At 72.3% G+C, this 18036-nt stretch carries 12 protein-coding genes and 2 pseudogenes; 7 read left to right on the plus strand and 7 right to left on the minus strand.

What is annotated here, in order from left to right; all coding sequences use genetic code 11:
* Positions 1-111: 111 nt before the first annotated feature.
* Positions 112-1932, plus strand: coding sequence for a prolyl oligopeptidase family serine peptidase (locus QFZ76_RS27895; RefSeq protein WP_307676294.1), 1821 nt, complete (start codon positions 112-114; stop codon positions 1930-1932).
* 83 nt (positions 1933-2015) lie between these two features.
* Here the strand turns inward: QFZ76_RS27895 and QFZ76_RS27900 are convergent, their stop codons facing one another.
* Positions 2016-3947, minus strand: coding sequence for an NAD(P)-binding protein (locus tag QFZ76_RS27900; protein WP_307680150.1), 1932 nt, complete (start codon positions 3945-3947; stop codon positions 2016-2018).
* Between the two features lie 200 nt (positions 3948-4147).
* On the opposite strand from QFZ76_RS27900, the gene QFZ76_RS27905 reads away from it, so the two are divergent.
* Together QFZ76_RS27905 and QFZ76_RS27910 are read left to right on the plus strand one after the other, a co-directional pair.
* Entirely contained in the window at positions 4148-5203 is a 1056-nt protein-coding gene (locus tag QFZ76_RS27905) for a permease (protein WP_307676295.1), read from the plus strand.
* Positions 5200-5919, plus strand: coding sequence for a TIGR03943 family protein (locus QFZ76_RS27910; protein WP_307676296.1), 720 nt, complete (start codon positions 5200-5202; stop codon positions 5917-5919). Before QFZ76_RS27905 ends, QFZ76_RS27910 begins: the two co-directional genes overlap by 4 nt.
* Before the next feature lie 3 nt (positions 5920-5922).
* Here QFZ76_RS27910 and QFZ76_RS27915 read toward each other — a convergent pair whose 3' ends face one another.
* The gene (locus QFZ76_RS27915) at positions 5923-6768 is read right to left on the minus strand and encodes a helix-turn-helix domain-containing protein (RefSeq protein WP_307676297.1); all 846 of its coding nucleotides are present in this window, start codon (positions 6766-6768) and stop codon (positions 5923-5925) included.
* Positions 6769-6889: 121 nt separating this feature from the next.
* Between QFZ76_RS27915 and QFZ76_RS27920 the strand changes: the two genes are divergently transcribed.
* Positions 6890-7663, plus strand: coding sequence for an NAD(P)H-dependent oxidoreductase (locus tag QFZ76_RS27920; protein ID WP_307676298.1), 774 nt, complete (start codon positions 6890-6892; stop codon positions 7661-7663).
* Here QFZ76_RS27920 and QFZ76_RS27925 read toward each other — a convergent pair.
* Together QFZ76_RS27925 and QFZ76_RS27930 are read right to left on the minus strand one after the other, a co-directional pair.
* On the minus strand, positions 7615-9027 hold the full coding sequence (locus QFZ76_RS27925; RefSeq protein ID WP_307676299.1) for a serine/threonine-protein kinase: 1413 nt from the start codon (positions 9025-9027) through the stop codon (positions 7615-7617). The genes QFZ76_RS27920 and QFZ76_RS27925 overlap by 49 nt on opposite strands.
* 144 nt (positions 9028-9171) lie before the next feature.
* Positions 9172-9642, minus strand: a pseudogene (locus tag QFZ76_RS27930) (nucleotidyltransferase family protein).
* A 119-nt stretch (positions 9643-9761) separates the two neighbouring features.
* Between QFZ76_RS27930 and QFZ76_RS27935 the strand changes: the two are divergent.
* From QFZ76_RS27935 to QFZ76_RS27945, 3 genes and pseudogenes are all read left to right on the plus strand, one after another.
* Positions 9762-11009, plus strand: a complete 1248-nt coding sequence (locus QFZ76_RS27935; protein ID WP_307676300.1) for an amidohydrolase family protein — start codon at positions 9762-9764, stop codon at positions 11007-11009.
* Positions 11010-11113: 104 nt separating this feature from the next.
* Positions 11114-12117, plus strand: a pseudogene (locus QFZ76_RS27940) (IS5 family transposase).
* A 64-nt stretch (positions 12118-12181) separates the two neighbouring features.
* The gene (locus QFZ76_RS27945; RefSeq protein WP_373464363.1) at positions 12182-12358 is read left to right on the plus strand and encodes a ferredoxin; all 177 of its coding nucleotides are present in this window, start codon (positions 12182-12184) and stop codon (positions 12356-12358) included.
* Positions 12359-12367: 9 nt separating this feature from the next.
* Here QFZ76_RS27945 and QFZ76_RS27950 read toward each other — a convergent pair whose 3' ends face one another.
* From QFZ76_RS27950 to QFZ76_RS27960, 3 genes are all read right to left on the minus strand, one after another.
* Positions 12368-13135, minus strand: coding sequence for a glycosyltransferase family 2 protein (locus QFZ76_RS27950; RefSeq protein ID WP_307676302.1), 768 nt, complete (start codon positions 13133-13135; stop codon positions 12368-12370).
* Positions 13132-13719: a UTRA domain-containing protein gene (locus QFZ76_RS27955; RefSeq protein WP_373464364.1), complete on the minus strand. Its 588-nt coding sequence runs from the start codon at positions 13717-13719 to the stop codon at positions 13132-13134. Before QFZ76_RS27955 ends, QFZ76_RS27950 begins: the two co-directional genes overlap by 4 nt.
* A gap of 170 nt (positions 13720-13889) precedes the next feature.
* Positions 13890-17852, minus strand: coding sequence for a WD40 repeat domain-containing protein (locus QFZ76_RS27960; protein WP_307676303.1), 3963 nt, complete (start codon positions 17850-17852; stop codon positions 13890-13892).
* Between the last annotated feature and the right edge of the window lie 184 nt (positions 17853-18036).

Raw genomic sequence — 18036 nt, forward strand, 5'->3', positions numbered from 1 at the left:
CACTGACAATCGGGTTCGGCCATGGTGCCCGGCCGTGGGGTTCGGTCGAAGTTATCCACAGGCTGGGGACCTGGTCAGCGCATTGTCGGTCCGGGCGGGCAGTATGGGGTCATGACTGAGAGCAACGGGTCCGCCGCGGCCGAGCGCAACGAGGAGATGCCGGACTGGGAGAAGCGCTTCCGGGCGCCCCGGGTGTCGCTGCCCGACTGGGCGGAGGACGCACCGGACCGCTCCCTGTTCGTGTCGAACGCGACGGGGACGTACGAGCTGTACGCCTGGGATCGCGCGACGGGCGAGCAACGCCAGGTGACCGACCGGCCGAACGGCACGACGGACGGAGTGCTCTCCCCGGACGGCACCTGGGTGTGGTGGTTCGACGACAAGGACGGCGACGAGTTCGGCGTGTGGCGCCGCCAGCCCTTCGGGGGCGGTGAGGACGAGCTCGCCACGCCGGGCCTGGAGGCCTCGTACCCAGCGGGCCTGGCGCTCGGGCGGGACGGCCGTACGGCGGTCGTGGGCCGCTCGACCGACGAGGACGGCACGACCATCTACGTCGCCCGCACCGGCGAGGACCCGGTGGAGATCTACCGGCACCGCGAGTCGGCGGGCGTCGGCGACCTCTCCCACGACGGCACGCTGATCGCGATCGAGCACACCGAGCACGGCGACGCGATGCACTCGGCGCTGCGCGTCCTGCGCCCCGACGGCACGCCGGTGGCCGAACTCGACGACACCAAGGGCGGTGAAAAGGAGCTGGGTCTCGAGGTCCTCGGCTTCGCGCCGGTGGCCGGGGACACCCGGCTGCTCATCGGGCACCAGCGGCGCGGACGCTGGGAGCCCCTGGTGTGGGACGTGGCGAGCGGCGTGGAGAGCGACCTCGCCCTGGACCTGCCCGGCGACGTGAGCGCCGAGTGGTACCCGGACGGCACCGGGCTGCTCATCGCGCACAGCTTCGAGGCCCGCAGCGAGCTCTTCCGCTACGACCTGGCGACCCGTGACCTGGTCAAGGTCCCGACCCCGGCGGGCTCCGTCTCCGGGGCGACGGCCCGCCCGGACGGCAGCGTGGAGTACCTCTGGTCCTCCTCCGCCGAGCCCTCGACCGTCCGCTCGACGACCGGCAAGGTCGTCCTCGACCCGCCCGGCATGAAGTCCCCGGGGTCCGTCCCCGTGGAGGACGTGTGGGTAGAGGGCCCGGGCGGCCGCATCCACGCCCTGGTCCAGAGGCCGGCGGGCGCGACCGGCCCGCTCCCCACGGTCTTCGACATCCACGGCGGCCCGACCTGGCACGACAGCGACGCGTTCGCGGCGAGCCCGGCAGCCTGGGTGGACCACGGGTACGCGGTGGTCCGCGTCAACTACCGCGGCTCGACGGGCTACGGCCGCGCCTGGACCGACGCCCTGAAGCACCGGGTCGGCCTCATCGAGCTGGAGGACATCGCGGCGGTCCGCGAATGGGCGGTCACCTCCGGCCTGGCCGACCCCTCCCGCCTCGTCCTCACCGGCGGCTCCTGGGGCGGCTACCTCACCCTCCTCGGCCTCGGCACCCAGCCCGGCGCCTGGACCCTGGGCATCGCGGCGGTCCCGGTCGCCGACTACGTCACGGCGTACCACGACGAGATGGAAGCCCTGAAGGCGATGGACCGCACCCTGCTCGGCGGCACCCCCGAGGAGGTCCCGGAGCGCTTCGAGGCGTCCTCCCCCCTGACGTACGTGGACCAGGTCAAGGCCCCCGTGTACATCTCGGCGGGCGTCAACGACCCGCGCTGCCCGATCCGCCAGATCGACAACTACGTCAAGCGGCTGGAGGCGCGGGGCGCGGTGCACGAGGTGTACCGGTACGACGCGGGACACGGCTCGCTGGTGGTGGACGAGCGCATCAAGCAGGTGAGGCTGGAGCTGGACTTCGCGGAGAGGCACTTGGGGAGCTGGTAAGTGACCGAGTCGGGCGGTGGGTGGTCATAGGCAGGGGGTCCAGGGGTGCGGAGGCCCCTGGCGGGGTTGTAGGGGCAGAGCCCCTACGCCCCGGCCCGTTCCCCTCGTTCTCCCCGCTCCTGCCGAGCCCGCCGCCCCAGCAACTCCGCAAGCCCCCTTCGTGTGGCCGCCAGCACCACCCGGTCCGAGTCGCGCAGCACGTACGTGTCCGGAAGGTCCCACACCAGCCCGGAAGCCCGCTCGTCCTCGTGGGCCTCCTCCGCGGCCGACTCCCCTCGCCGTCCGCCGGAGGCGTCCGTGTCCAAGGCCAACACCCGCCAGGACCCCGCCCGGAACGCCTCCCCGACCGTCTTCCCCTCCAACTGCGGATGCCCGCGCACCTCCACGGCGGCGAACAGCAGCACCCGCCGCTCGACCGGGATCGCCCCCAGGATCTGCCGCCCCATCATCGCCCCGGCGAACGCGGGCGCCGCCAGATGCGTCACACTCCGGCTCCGCGTGCTCGCCCCCGGGTGCGCGGCCCGGAGGGTGCGGTACACGGCGGTCGCGAAGTCGTCGTCGTACAGCCGAAGCACCACCCGCAGACCGGGCTGTACGGATCGCGCGTACAGCGCGGCCTCCAGGTTCGTGGTGTCCGCGCTGGTCACCGCGAGCAGCGCGGTCGCGCGGTGGATCTTGGCGGCCTCCAGGACGCCCTCCTGGGTGACGTCGCCGAGGATCACGGGCACCCGCAGCCGCCGTGCCGTGGGGAGTCCGCGCGCCTCGGGGTCGGCCTCGACGCACACCACGGGGATGTGCAGTTCGCGCAGCCGGGTCAGTACCCGGGTGCCGATCTTGCCGAGCCCGAGCAGCACGACGTGCCCGCCGAGCCCGCGCGGCGGCTTGCGCAGTGCGGAGGCGCTGCGGAAGGTGCCCAGGGCTTCGAGCACCGCGGCGAGCAGCACCGGAAGGAGCAGCAACCCGACCAGACCGGAGAGGAGCTGGAGGACCTGGCGGCCGGTGTCCGCGCCGATGGCGGGGTCGTTGATGGCGAAGAGATCCAGCAGGGTCAGGTAGATCGCGTGCAGCGGATGGTCACCGGTGACCAGCTTCAACGCGACCGCGAGCGCGACCACACACCCCACGAGCCCGGCCAGCGACCACCGCAGCCGCCGCGAGAACAGCGAGGCGAACGGCGGCACGATCCCGCGCCCGGAGGACAGCGCGGGCCCGGAGTACGACACCTGCTCCAGTACGACGGTTCCGCGCCCGGCGGCGTCCCGTACCGTCGCCGCGTCGGGCAGCAGCAGCGGCCCCTGCTCCCCGCTCTCGGGACCGTTCGCGTCGCCGGCCGGGTCGTTGGACGTCGCGGACAGCAGCGCGAGCGTGGCCAGCCCCGGGTCGGCCGTCTCGCCGGGCCGGGGCACCGGCCGTTCCACCGCGCGCAGCATCAGCCCGTCGGTCTGTACGACCTTGCTGGTGCCGGCGACGGCGCTCGCGGCCAGCGCGGGTGCGGCCGTGTCGGCATCGGACAGCACGGTCGTGGAGGCGTCGAACACCGCGGCGGGCCCCGTCGTCCCACCGGTCGCCAACGCGGCCGCCTGATCGAGGAGTTCCTCGATGTGCTGCCCCAGCCGCCGGTTGTAGAGCCGCAGGACGAGCCGCAGCGTCGGATTGAGGCGGCGGGCGGTGAGGGCGGCGCGGATGTTGGTCTCGTCGTCGTCGTACACGAGGGCGAGGGCGGCCGCCCGCTCCACACCCGCCTCGGCGAGCACACTCTCGGTCGCCTCGGCGGCCTCCACGAGCACCGGCTCGCTCCCCGCCGGCTCGACCGAAGCGGCGTTGCCCCCGGCCCGGTTGACGGCCGCGTTCACCACCCGGTCCAGCAGCGCCGAGGCCGCACGCGCACGTCCGACGACCGGCGGGCGCACGGTGCGCTCGGCCGGCGGCACGACCAGCGTGACCTGCTCGCCGTACACCCCGCGCAGCTCGGCCGCCAGCCGGTGCGCGAGCCCGTCGTCACCGCACACCACCATGTGCGCGGCAGCCGCAGCACCCGCCGGAACCTGATTCGGAACGCTCACCACAAGGGGCAAGACTGCCTCACCGGTACCGGCGGTTGCACGGCCGGGTCCGGACGGAACCGCAGATGATCCTGCGCGGAGTTGAACAACGGCGGCAGAATCCTCGTACAGGAGAAAAGGGATCGACCCCGACGCCCGGAGGTACCTCGCCCGTGGCCATCACCAGAACCGTCCCGCAGCGGACGGGCGAGGACGCGCGCCCGCCGGTGCACGGGGAAGAGGGGGAAGCGAGGGAAGCGAGGGAGGAGACGGAAGAGCGGTGGCGGCTCAGCTCTCCGCTCGCCCTCACTCTGTTGCTGGTCGTGATGGTGCTCGCCCAGGGGCCCATCCGAGGCGCGCTCGCCGCGCCCGTCATGCAGAGCTGGACGACCGTCTTCGTCGCCGTGATGGTGCAGGCGCTGCCGTTCCTGGTGCTGGGGGTGCTGCTGTCGGCGGCGATCGCGGTGTTCGTGCCGGCCTCGTTCTTCGCTCGGGCACTGCCCAAGAGGCCCGCTCTGGCGGTTCCGGTGGCCGGGGCGGCCGGGGTGGTGCTGCCGGGGTGCGAGTGTGCGTCGGTGCCCGTGGCGGGGGCGTTGGTGCGGCGGGGGGTCACGCCGGCCGCGGCGCTGACGTTCCTGCTGTCCGCGCCGGCGATCAATCCGATCGTGCTGACGGCCACGGCCGTCGCCTTCCCCAACGACCCCGAGATGGTCCTCGCGCGTCTCGTCGCGAGCCTGCTGGTGGCGTGCGCGATGGGCTGGTTGTGGCTGCGGCTCGGCCGCACCGACTGGCTGCGGCCGCCCGCCCGGGAGACGTACGACGGTCAGGGCCGCGGCGCCGCGTTCTGGGGCTCGGTCCGGCACGACGTGATGCACGCGGGCGGGTTCCTGGTCATCGGCGCGATGGCCGCCGCGACCCTCAAGGCGGTCGTGCCGGAGGAGTGGCTGCAGGCCGCGGCCGACCATCCGGTCGTCTCGGTGCTGGCGCTCGCGATCCTCGCCGTACTGCTGTCGATCTGCTCGGAGGCGGACGCGTTCGTGGCGGCCTCGCTGACGCAGTTCTCGCTCACCGCCAAGCTGGCGTTCCTGGTCGTCGGGCCGATGATCGACCTGAAGCTGTTCGCGATGCAGGCGGGGACGTTCGGGCGCGGTTTCGCGCTGCGGTTCGCACCCACGACCTTCGTCCTCGCCATCGCGGTGTCGGTGCTGACCGGGGCGGTGCTGCTGTGAACCGGCAGGCGCAGGCGGCGGTCCTGTTCCTGCTCGGCGCGGCCCTGCTGCACGCCGGGCTCACCGACCTCTATCTGCGGTACGTCAAGGCCGGGCTGCGTCCGATGCTGCTGGCCTCCGGCGTCGTCCTGATCGCGGCGGCGGTGGCGACCGTCTGGTACGAGTGGCGGGCCGGGAAGCAGCAGCCCCAGGGCAAGGGCCACGCACATCCCGAGCCCCGCGTCTCCTGGCTCCTCGTCCTCCCCCTCCTCGCCCTGATCCTCGTCGCCCCGCCCGCCCTCGGCTCGTACAGCGCCCTGCGCACCGGTACGGCACTGCAACAGCCGTACGGCTACGCCGCCCTGCCCGCCGACGGGCCGCTCCGCCTCAACCTCGTCGACTACGCGGGCCGCGCGGCCTACGGCCACGGGCGCTCCCTCGGCGACCGGCAGGTCAAGGTCGCCGGATTCGTCGCGCTGGACCGCACGGGGACGCCGTACCTGGTCCGGATGGCTCTCAACTGCTGTGCCGCGGACGCCCAGCCGGTCAAGGTCGGTCTGACCGGCCGGATTCCGCCGGTGCTGCAACCGGACACCTGGCTGGAGGTCACCGGCACGTACACGGCCAAGCGGACCAAGGACCCGGTCAACGGCGGCCCGATCCCGTTCATCGAGGTCACCGGTGCCGTACCGGTCGAGGCGCCCAAGGATCCGTACGACGAGACCTGGAACAACTGACCGTCAGACCAGGGCGGTCGTCAGCCGTTCGAGGGCGGCGGCCTCCGCCGTGCCCTCCCCGGCGCTGAACACGTGCATGATCAGGCCTGTCTCACCGGGCGCGGCCGGCACGTGCAGGGTCTCGTAGTCGAGGTCGAGCAGTCCGGCGGCGGGGTGCCGCAGCCGCTTGCGTCCCGCCGCGCACATCATCACCTCGCCGGAGTCCCAGATCCGCCGGAAGTCGGCGCTGCTCCTGGACAACTCGGCGATGAGCGCGCCCAGTTCGGTGTCGTCGGGATAGCGTCCCGCGGCCACCCGGAGCTGCCCGACCGCCTCCGCCGCTCTCGCCTCCCACTCGGGGTACAGCTCGCGCGAGGCGGGGTCGAGGAAGAGGAAGCGGGCGTTGTTGCGGTCCCGGCGGCCGGGGTCGGCCAGGCCGCCCATCAGCTCGGCGCCCAGGTCGTTCCAGGCGACGACGTCGAGGCGGTGGTCCGTCACGAAGGCGGGCAGCTCAGCCATGGCCTCGAGGGCCCGCAGCAGCACGGGGCCGACGCGGAGCCTGGGGGTGGGCTCGGGCCTGCCGGTGGCCAGGGTGTCGAGGTGCCGGCGCTCCGCGGTGTCGAGCCCGAGGACCCTGGCGAGCGCGTCGAGGACCTCGGCGGACGGCTGGGTCGCTCGGCCCTGTTCGAGACGGACGTAGTAGTCGACGCTGATCCCGGCGAGCTGGGCCAACTCCTCCCGGCGTAGCCCGTGCACGCGACGCCGGCCGCCGCCGGCGAGCCCGACGCGCTCCGGTGCCACCCGACCCCGCCTGGCCCGCAGAAAGCCGCCGAGTGCCTTGCCTTCCCCCACCCCGTGCACGCCGTCCATGCGTTCCAGTATGCGCGGCGCCCGCATCCCGTACGGGTGGCCCTGGCAATACCAGGATTCCGAATCCGCCGGTTCCACAAGGTTCTGGCTACTCGTCAGCGCCCGCGACACCGTGAAGGGCATGACGGAAAGCACCGACCCGGGCAAGAACGTCCTCGTCGTCAGCGCCCACCCCGATCCCCGTTCCCTCAACGCCTCCCTCACCGCCTTCGCCGTCGACCACCTCCGCGCGGCGGGGCACGAGGTACGGCTCAGCGACCTCTACGCGATGAAGTGGAAGGCGACGGTGGACGCCGACGACTTCCCCGAGCACGGCACCGACCGCCGCCTGCACGTGATGGACGTCTCCGAGGAGGCCACCCTCGCCGGCTACCTCGCCCCGGACATCGCCGCCGAGCAGGAGAAGCTCCTCTGGGCGGACGCGGTGATCCTGCATTTCCCGATGTGGTGGTTCGCCGCCCCGGCGATCCTGAAGGGCTGGATCGACCGCGTCTTCACCAGCGGCTTCGCGTACGGCCCCCGGGTCGCGCCGCCCTACGGCGAGGACGCGCCGCTGGCGGGCCGCCGGGCCCTGCTGTCGGTGACGTACGGCGCCCGCGAGCGGTCCTTCTCCGACCGGGGCATCCACGGCCGCCTCACGGACGTCCTCCACCCGCTCCAGCACGGCCTGTTCCGCTTCACCGGCATGACCCCGCTGGAGCCGTTCACGCTGTCCGAGGCGAACGCCCTCCCGGCGGAACACTTCGCCGCGGCCCGGGAGGCGTACGCGCACCGCCTCGACACCCTCTTCACGGGCGACCCGGTCCCGCACGAGGCGCCTGCGCGGACAGGGCGGACCGTCGGGCCTCAGCCCTCCTCGTCCGGCTCGTCCTCTTCGTCCTTGCCCTTGTCCTGACCGTCCTGACCGTCCTTGCCCTTTTGCCCGTCATCCGTCCTGGAGGGGGTGGCGGTGGGTGTGGGAGTCGGGGTGGGAGACGAGGACGTGGGGGAGGCCTCGGGGGTGTCGGACAGGTTGGTCGCGGATCCCCCGGATTCTCCGGATCCCTCGTGCGCCTCGGACCCGGCGGACCCATCGGATCCGTCTGACCCCTCGGACCAACCGGACCCACCGGACGCTCCCGGCGTCGTAGCGCCCGGCGTGCCGTTCCCGGGGCTCTCCGCCGAGCTGTTGCCCGGCGAGAACCAGAGCATCCCGGCGAGCATTGCGGCCAGGAAGACCAGGACCGCGGCGGCCGTCGCCATCACCCTCGGCCGGTGCGCGACCAGTCCGCGGGCACCGGGGGACCCGGTCGTGCGGGAGCGGGACGGCCGTACCGTGGCGGAGGGCAGCGCGTACGTGGTCGCGGGGCCGGCCTCCGAACCGCCGGGGACACCGGGTCCGGTCGGCGGCGGGACCAGCGAGGTCGCCGCCTGCCGTGCGGGTGCCGGTTCCGGCAAGGGCTCCGACCGCCCCTGCCAGGCCCCGCCGCCGAACCACTCGGCGATCTGCTGCGTGGCGGGACGGTCCTCGGGCCGCTTGGCGAGGAGCCCGAGGAGGAAGTTCTCGAAGGCGGGCGGGAGCTCGGGGCGGGTCTGCCGGGGCGGTACGGGGGTGGCGTCGAGATGCTGGTGGAGGATCGCGACGGCGGTGTCGGCCTGGAACGGCGGGCGCCCGGTGAGGAGTTGGTAGAGCAGACAGCCCAGCGCGTACACGTCCGAGGCCGGACCGGCGGCCTGCCCCAGCGCGCGCTCGGGGGCGAGATAGAGGCTGGTGCCGACGATCTGGCCGGTGGTGGTGAGCGCGCCGGAGGGGTCGTCGACGAAGCGGGCGATGCCGAAGTCGCCGATCTTCAGGGTGCCGTCGGGGTCCAGCAGCAGGTTGGCGGGCTTGATGTCGCGGTGCACGATGCCCTGCTGGTGGGCGGCGGCGAGCCCGGCGGCAGCCTGCGCCGCGATCCGGGCCACCTGCTCGACGGGGAGCGGTCCCGCGGTGCTGAGCCGGCGGGCGAGACTGTCGCCCTCGACCAGTTCCATCACCAGGAAGAGCCGGCCGTCGTACTCGCCGAAGTCGTACACGCCCACCACGTGCGGGTGGTTGAGCCGCCCGGCGGTCTGGGCCTCCAGCCGGAAGCGGGAGGTCGCCGTCGGGTCGGAGTCGTGGGGAAGGAGCAGCTTGACGGCCACCGTCCGGCCGAGCGTCTCGTCGAACGCCCGCCAGACCTCCCCCATCGCGCCGCGTCCGATGGGGTCGTGCAGCCGGTACCGGCCCGCGATCAGCACCTGTGTTTCATCCTCATGCCGTGATTGCAGTGATTGCCGTAATGACGTCTCGACCGCCGCAGGACTCAACAACCCACGGTGAGGCGGGTGATGGTGGGGGGTGCCGCAGCCGACCCAGCCTACCGGCGCACGACCGCCCGGTGTTCACCCACAGGGGTCGTCCTTGATCCGTCCCGGCCACGGCAGAACGGTGAGTTCCGGCCACTGCTCCTGCCAGCGCCGCGTCTTGGCCTTGTAGACCTCGCGCGGGGCGAGGACCGGGTTGGGCCGGACCACTTGTCGCCGCGAAGGAGTCGATCGCCGCCTCGGTGGACTCCTACGGCGGACAGGGCACCCCGAACTTCTCCTCGTACCAGAGGTGCACCCGGGCCTCGTTGCGGATCTCCACCTCGCCCGGCACCGCGGCGAACACCGCCTCGTAGTCCTTGATGCCGGCTGCCGGGGCCTGTCGGTGACCACGTTCCACACGGTCTGGAACAGGCAGCCCGCCGTCAGGTACCAGCCGGGCAGCTCCAGTGTCGCCGCCCTGGTCAGCACGTCGGTCAGGACCTCGCTCCGGGAGAGCGCGGAGCGCAGGGCCGTGAGCTGTTCGGTGAGAGGGAGTCGGCCGGGCATGCCCCCTCCCTACCACGATCAAGGCGGCGTGTATTGCTGCCGCAGGAGCCTCCCCCTACGCTTTATCTGATGGGTCGTCAGATTCGTGCCGGGTGTCGGCAGACAGTAAGGGGCACGCAGTGGTCAGTGTCGGTAGCGGTAGCAGCGGTAGCGGTAGCGGGCTCGGTGGCAGGGAACTGCCCAAGGTCATCAGCGTGGACGATCACGTGATCGAGCCCGCGCATCTCTTCGAGACGTGGCTCCCGGCGAAGTACCGGGACAGGGGGCCGAAGCCGCTCACCGCGGGTATCGGTGACCTCCAGTACGTCGGGGGGAAGTACCGGTTCACCACCGACCCCGACGGCCAGATCACCGACTGGTGGGAGTACGAGGGCGAGCTCTTCCCGTACAAGCGCATCATCGCGGCCGTCGGCTTCTCGCGGGACGAGATGACGCTCGACGGGATCACCCGGGAGCAGATGCGGCGGGGCTGCTGGGACCCGAAGGCCCGGCTGGAGGACATGGACATGAACCATGTCGAGGGCTCGCTCTGCTTCCCCACCTTCCCCCGCTTCTGCGGGCAGACCTTCGCGGAGGCCAAGGACAAGGAAGTCGGACTCGCCTGCGTGCGGGCGTACAACGACTGGATGGTCGAGGAGTGGTGCGGCGACAGCGGCGGCCGGCTCATCCCACTGTGCCTCATCCCGCTGTGGGACATCGACCTGGCCGTCGCGGAGATCCGGCGCAACGCCGAACGGGGCGTACGGGCCGTGACGTTCAGCGAGATCCCGACGTATCTGGGGCTGCCGTCGATCCACTCCGGCTACTGGGACCCCTTCTTCGCGGTCTGCGAGGAGACCGGGACCGTGGTGAACATGCACATCGGGTCCTCGTCGCAGATGCCGGCGGCGTCCCCCGACGCGCCCCCCGCCGTCCAGGCCGCGCTGAGCTTCAACAACGCGATGGCGTCGATGATGGACTTCCTCTTCTCCGGCGTCCTGGTGAAGTTCCCGCGGCTGAAACTGGCGTACAGCGAGGGGCAGATGGGCTGGATCCCGTACGCCCTGGAGCGCGCCGACGACGTGTGGGAGGAGCACCGGGCGTGGGGCGGGGTCAAGGACCTGATCCCGGAGCCGCCGTCGACGTACTACTACCGGCAGATCTTCTGCTGCTTCTTCCGCGACCGGCACGGCATCGAGGCGATCAAGACGGTCGGCGAGGACAACGCGACCTTCGAGACGGACTACCCGCACGTCGACTCGACCTGGCCGCACACCAAGCAGGTCGCCGAGGAGCACGTGGCCGGCCTCTCGGACGAGGTCACGTACAAGCTGCTGCGCGGCAACGCCATCCGGATGCTGGAGCTGCCCTTCGACAAGAGCGCCTAGAGACAAGGGCGCTAGAGACAAGGGCGCCTAGGGCCTGTGTGACGTCGTGATCAATCTTGCCGATCCGGATCCGCATGGAAGGCGGATCCGGTAGGAAGACAATCGTGACGCGCAGGCAACTCACCGACAGGCAATGGAAGTTGATCCAGCCGTTCCTGCCGATAGGCGAGTACGGCCCGTATCCCGAGCGGCTGCGGGATCAGTTCGAGGGGGTGATCTGGCGGTTTCGCACCAGCAGCCAGTGGCGGGAGATGCCAGGCGAGTTCGGCCCATGGCCGACGGTCTACGGCCGCTTCCGGGTATGGAGGGACGCCGGCGTCTTCACCGCGCTGCTGGAAGGCGTGATCGCCGAGGCAGCCCGCCAGGGAAAGACGGACCTGTCCCTGGTCAGCGTGGACTCCACGACCGCCCGCGCCCACCACGACGCCGCCGGGATGTGCATCGGCAAGGAGATCATGGACGCCCTCGAGGAAGCCGCCGCCGAGCAGGAGGAGGCCCGGCAAAAGGGGGCGGCCCGCCAGAACAGAACGGACAGGACGCAGGTCACGACCCCGAGGGGGAAGAGCGGCGGCACATCAGGCGGAGGCGCAAGCTCCGCTTGAAGCAAGCCCTGCTCGGCAGGTCCCGTGGCGGGCTGACGAGCAAGGTTCATCTCGCCGCGGACCGCCGGTGCCGTCCGTTGTCGTTCGTCCTGACTGCGGGACAGGCAGCCGACAGCCCGCAGTTCGTCCCCGTGCTGCAGAAGGTGCGGATCCCTCTGCCGGTCGGACGTCCCCGGACCCGGCCTGACGCTGTCGCCGCGGACAAGGCCTACTCATCGCGCGCCAACCGCTCTTACCTGCGCAGACGCAACATCAAGGCAGTCATCCCGGAGAAGAAGGACCAGGCCGCCAACCGGAAGAAGAAGGGCAGTCGCGGCGGCCGGCCCACACGCCACGATGCCGATCTCTACAAGGAGCGGAACACCGTCGCGCGCCTGATCAACAAGTTGAAGGCCTGGCGGGGCATCGCGACTCGATACGACAAGACACCCGAGAGCTACCTCGCCGGCCTCCACCTCCGCGCCGCCATGATCTGGATCAACGACCTGCTGAAGACACCTGGTTGATCACGACATCACACAGGCCCTAGAAGGGGCGTCGGACGGGCAGGCACTGCACATGAAGGTCTCCGTGGATTCCAACCTGTGCTACGGCTCCGGCGAATGCGTCTACCGCGTTCCGTCCGTCTTCACGGTGGCGGACGGATTCGGCGCCGTCATACCCGGCCGCGAGAACACCGGCGACGATCCGGACGTACGGGAGGCGGCCGAGCTGTGCCCGTCACAGGCGGTCAAGCTCACCGACTAGTGCCGGGCACTAGGACGCCGGCCAGCTCCACCCCGACCCCGCGAGCGCCCGCGCCCGCGCCTCCGCCACGGCCATCCGTGCCGCCCGCTCGGCGGTGTCCGCGTGCGCGGCCTGCCCGGTCGCCTGCCCTTCCCACTTCCGGTAGAGCAGCCCGACCTCGGCCGAGAACCACCCGCGGCTCACGGAGTTCAGCGCCAGCAGCAGCCCTGTGTCCTCGGACGCCGGCAGCGCCATCCAGCCGCCGAGGGCCAGCAGCAGATCCCGTCGTACGAAGAGGGTCGCCGGGTGGACCTGGGCGCGGAAACCGTTGGCCCGCCAGAAGTCGAGCACGGCTCCGCGCTCGACCGGCCCCGTCGCCGGGTCGCCGGGGAAGCCCACGGTCGAGCCGTCCGGCAGCCGGTCCAGGGCGCGGGAGGTCGCCCAGCCGAGCGTGCGGTCGGCTTCGAGGGCGGCCAGGTCGCGGGCCAGGGCGCCGGGGGTGAGCTGGTCGTCGGCGTCCAGGATCTTCACGTACGTCCCCTCGGCGTGCGCGAGCGCGATCGTGCGGGCGACGCCGGGGCCGCCGGGCCGCCCCTGCCGGAAGGTGATCCGGGCGTCGTCGGGGACGTAGGGGGCGACGGCGTCGGTGCGCCCGTCCTCCTGGATCACCCAGTGCCACTCCCAGCCCTCCGGCAACTCCTGTGCGCACAGCGACGCGTGGGCCTCGGGGAGGAAGCGGGCCGAGGGGGCGTGGACGGCAGTGACGATGGTGACGCGCCGGGGCACGGCGGCACTCACCACCTTTCCAGGGGAGTGGTGAAGACGAGCTCGGTACGGTCGCCGGGGAGCGTGACGCGGCAGATGTCCACCACGCGTTCGTCGATGTCGTACGACGTCTTGCGCAGCAGGATCACCGGGGTCCCGACCGCGAGCTCCAGCTCGCAACGCTCCTCGGGGGTCGGCGCACGCGCGGTGACCCGCTCCTCGACGCGGCCCACCTCGATGCCGACGGTGTGCAGCTGCTGCTGGGTGCCTCCGGGCCAGGGCTCGTTGGTGTGGTCCAGGAGGGCGGGGTTCGCCGCGATCATGCGGCGGACGAGGTAGGAGGTCGTGAGACTGACCGGGGTGCTCTCGCAGGCGTGGCGGGTCCGGTAGGTGCGCTCGACGAGGGGGGTGGCCGGCGGGACGCCGAACGCCTCGGCCAGGTCCGGGGGCGCCGCGATCTCGCGGTACTCCGCGTGGAAGACGAGATTCCGGCGCTCGGACCCGGTGTCGCGTTCCGTGGCCCCGGTCCCGGCCCGCTCGGTCCAAGACGCGTGCACCCGGTTCTTCTCCCACTGGTGCCGCCGGTTGTCACGGACCACTTGGTACGCCTTCCGCACCAGGTCAGCGTACGACTCCCGGCCCGTGCCCGCCCGGTGGCGGCGACACGGAAAGGCCCGACCGCTGGCGACGGGGGATGCACCAGCGATCGGGCTATGGCCAAGACTAACAAGGCTGCCTCCCCGGCGGGAGACGACTGCTGAGCCGTAGCAAGCAGGTGTGAGCGGGATCACTGGTCGCACGGAGGCTCGTACGACAGCCGCGGCAGGTACTCGTGCCACTTCTCCTTCGTCAGGACGCCCCGGGTGGTCGAGCAGATGTGGTCGATCGCGTCGTCGACGTCGAGGTTCCACAGCCGGACGGTGTCCGTGCCGCTGGACACCCCGAGCATGTGGCTCTTGGGGCTGAAGGACAGGAAGTTGCCGGTCTTGGCGTTGGGGCTCATCGACTGGCCGATGGGGGAGGCGTGGGCCGGGTCGCCCGCGTCCCAGAGCCGGACGGTGTTGTCGTTGCCGCCGCTGGCCAGGGTGTCGCCGTCCCCGCTGAAGGTCAGCGACACGACCGCCTCGGTGTGGCCGGTGAGGGGGGAGCCCAGCCGGATCGCCTCGGCGGGGTCGGTGACGTTCCACAGCCGCACGGTGTCGTCGTCGCTGCCGCTGGCCAGGGTGTCGCCGTCCCGGCTGTAGGCGAGCACGTTGACCGGTCCGAGGTGGCCGGTGAGCGGGGCGCCGAGGGACTTCGTGCGGCGGGGGTCGGTCACGTCCCACTGCCGGACGGTGCCGTCGGCGCTGCCGCTGGCGAGGGTGTGGCCGTCCGGGCTGAAGGCGAGGGCGTTGACGTAGCCCCTGTGGCCGGTGAGCGGCGCGCCGAACGCGGTGACGCGGGACGGGTCGCTCACGTTCCACAGCTGGATGGTGCGGTCGTCGTAGGCGGTGGCCAGGATGCGCCCGTCCGGGCTGAAGGCCAGCGCGTCCGGGCCCATGAACCGGGTGCGCAGGGTGATCGGCGGGCCGTGGGAGACCGGCCGGGTCGGGTCGGTGACGTCCAGCAGGTACACGGCCCGGCTTCCGGTCAGCACCGCGAGGGTGCGGCCGTCGGGCGAGAACGCCAGCGAACGCTGGCCCTCGTCGCCGGGCATGAACGGCTCGCTCAGGGACACCGGCCGGTCGGGCGTGTCCACGTTCCACAGCCGGATCCGCCCGTCGCGCGCGGCCGTGGCGAGCACCTGCCCGTCCGGCCGGAACGCCCCGCTCCGGCCGATCATGTCCGAGGTCGGAACCGACCACAGGCGCACCTTGTTGTCGCCGCTCCCGGTGGCGAGGGTGCGGCCGTCCGGGCTGAAGCCCAGCGCGTACATCTCGCCGCTGCTGCCCGCGAGCGGCTCGCCGACCTGCGCCGGGTAGGCCGGATCGCTGACGTTCCACAGGCTCGCCGTGCTGTCCGCGCTGGCGGCGGCGAGCGTCTGACCGTCGGGGCTGAAGGCCACGGACCACACGGCACCGGTGTGGCCGGTGAGCGGCCCGCCGAGGGCCTCGGCACGACCGGGATCGGCCACGTCCCACAGCCGTACGGTGTCGTCGGCGCTGCCACTGGCGAGCGTCCGTCCGTCGGGGCTGAAGGCCACGGAGTGCACGAGGCCCGTGTGGCCGGTCAGCACCGGGCCGACCCGCTTGGGACGACGAGGATCGGCCGTGTTCCACAGCCGGATCGTGTCGTCGTCGCCGCCGGTCGCCAGCGTCCGTCCGTCGGGGCTGAAGGCCACGGCGCGGACCGCGGCCGTGTGCCCGGTGAGCGCCCCGAGCGCCTTCGGCCGGTCCGGGTCGGCCATGTCCCACAGGCGTACGGTCCGGTCCTCGCCGGCGGAGGCCAGGGTCCGTCCGTCCGGACTGAAGGCGAGCAGGTAGATCGTGCCCTCGTGACCGGTCAGGGGCTTGCCGAGCGGGATCGGGTGCACGGGATCCCGTACGTCCCACAGGCGAACGGTGCCGTCGTCGCCGGCGGTGGCGAGGGTGCTGCCGTCCGGGCTGAAGACCGCGCTGCTGACCCAGCTCGTGTGGCCGGTGAGGGGCTCGCCCAGGGGCTTCGGGTGCGTCGGGTCCCGGACGTCCCACAGGCGTACGGTCCGGTCGTAGCTGGCGGTGGCCAGGGTGTGCCCGCTCGGGCTGAACGAGGTGAGGTAGACGGCGCCGGTGTGGCCGAGCAGCGGGGTGGCCAGCGGCGCGTTCACGATCGAGATCAGCCGGTTGTTGGTGCCCTCGTTGCCCGGCCGCAGGTCGTGGGCCACGAGGTCGAGCTGGGCGGACAGCGACGGGTCGGTGTACTGGACGCGGTCCGCCTCGGCGACGACCTGTTCGAACACCGCCTCGTTGCGCTGCTGCCACGCGATCAGCGCCGCGCCGACGGCCACCATGGCCAGCACGACCAGCGCCGACACCGCGCCGCGGCTGATCCAGACGGTGCGCCGGCGCAGCCTGACCGAGGCGGCCAGGAAATCCACCGCGCTGCGGGTCAGGAAGGTCTCGCCGGCGGCCTTCGCCCAGGTGTGAGCCTGTTCCAGCCGCGAACCCCGGTAGAGGAGGGACGTGTCGCGGTTCGAGCCCTCCCAGGCGCGGCCGTCCTCCTCCAGCCGCTGGCGCAGCAGATGGTCGCCCCGGCCCTCGTCGATCCAGTCGCGCAGCCGGGGCCAGGCGGTCAGCAGGGCCTCGTGGGTGATCTCCACGGTCTCCGCGTCGAGCGTCACGAGCCGCGCCTGCACCAGCGCCTCGAGCGACTCCTCCGTCTTGCCGGGGTCCCTCGACTCCTCCGCCAACTGCCGTCGGGTCCCGCGCCGCCGGGTCGCCTGGGTGTCCTCACCCAGCCGCACCAGCCGGAGCAGCAGCAGCCGCGCGGCCGTACGCGCCGCCGGGTCCAGCGCGGACCAGGCCCGCTCGGCGGTCGCCGCCACCGCTCCCTGGATGCCGCCCGCCGCACGGTATCCGGCCAGCGTCAGCCGGCCCGCCTTGCGGCGCTGCCAGGTGGCGAGCAGCGCGTGGGACAGCAGCGGCAGCATCCCCGCGTCGTGCGCGCCGCGCGGCCCGTCGGCGCTCACCTCCCGGGTGATCAGCTCCGCCAGCCCCGGCTCCATCTCCAGCCCGACGGCCTTGGCGGGCCCGGTCACCGCCTCCCGCAGCTCCGCGGTGGTCAGCGGCCCGAGCACCATGTGCCGGTGCTGGAGCGCGTCGGCCAGTTCCGGATACCCGAGGCACTGCTCGTAGAAGTCGGCCCGGATCCCGAGGACCACGAGCACGGGGGGTGGCTCACCCGGACCGGGGGGCGTGCACGCGGCGTGCAGGAACTGGATGAACGTACGCCGGTCCGCCTCGTCGGAGCAGAGCGTGAACGCCTCCTCGAACTGGTCCACGATGACGACCGGAGGCGCGGGGTTCTCACAGCCCGCCGCCCACGCGGCGACCGCGTCCCGGACCGCCTCGGACTCCTCCGCGGCGGCCCTGACGTCCGCGAGCCCGGGGATCCGGCCGGTCAGCTCCGCGAGCGGATCGGCGCCCGGCACGAGCTGGAGCACCTCCCGCGCCGGGGCCTCGCCGTCGTCGCCCGGCCCGCCCTGCCGCAGGGCGGGCACCAGGCCGGCGTTGAGCAGGGAGGACTTTCCGGCCCCCGAGGCGCCGACGAGCATCACCAGGCCGCCCGTCTTCTCCGCCGTGCGCAGCTGGGCGACGAGGGCCTCGGTGCTGCGCTCCCGGCCGAAGAACCAGCGGGCGTCCTGCTGACGGTACGAGGCGAGCCCGCGGTAGGGGCACACGCCGGCCCGCTGCTCCTCGTCCGCCTCCGGAGAGGCGGCGGGCCGCTCGCCGGCCGGATCGGCCACCGCCCGCTCCCACAGCCGCTGCCAGTGGGCCAGGTCGTACAGCCCGGGGGCCACCGGCGTGGGCCGCTCGCGGCGGGCCTGGGGTATCAGGACGTGCAGGACGGCGGACAGGGCGGCGAACTGTGCCGGTACGTTCTTGGCCCGCCGCCAGTCGCTGATCCGCTGGGCGGACACCCGTACGGCCCGCCCGCGTTCGTCGACCCGCTGAAGCCGTACGACCGCTTCGGACACGCTCTTCAGGGGAGGGTTCCCGGCCTCCCGGTACAGCAGCGCGAGGCGTTCGGCGAAGGCCGTGCGTGCCCCTGAGTCGGAACTCAAGGCGTCCACCCCTTACTTCCTCCGCGCTTGGACATCCGGACCATCGCTTCACCGGACCGTCCGGACCGTCCGGCCTCTGGACCATCCGGACCGGAAAACTCACTTTATACGGCTGACCTGCGGTTAAGGATCCGGATCGGGACCGGAACCTCCCCAGCGGGGCCCCCTGCTGGCAGGATCACAACGCAACAGC

It is taken from the genome of Streptomyces sp. V4I2, from assembly GCF_030817655.1.
GTDB lineage: Bacteria > Actinomycetota > Actinomycetes > Streptomycetales > Streptomycetaceae > Streptomyces > Streptomyces plumbiresistens.

What these genes read in the sequence shown, in the direction of transcription:
- QFZ76_RS27895 (WP_307676294.1), top strand. Translation starts at nt 112, where the DNA reads ATGACTGAGAGCAACGGGTCCGCCGCGGCCGAGCGCAACGAGGAGATG.
- QFZ76_RS27900 (WP_307680150.1), bottom strand. Translation starts at nt 3,947, where the DNA reads ATGGTGGTGTGCGGTGACGACGGGCTCGCGCACCGGCTGGCGGCCGAG.
- QFZ76_RS27915 (WP_307676297.1), bottom strand. Translation starts at nt 6,768, where the DNA reads ATGGACGGCGTGCACGGGGTGGGGGAAGGCAAGGCACTCGGCGGCTTT.
- QFZ76_RS27920 (WP_307676298.1), top strand. Translation starts at nt 6,890, where the DNA reads ATGACGGAAAGCACCGACCCGGGCAAGAACGTCCTCGTCGTCAGCGCC.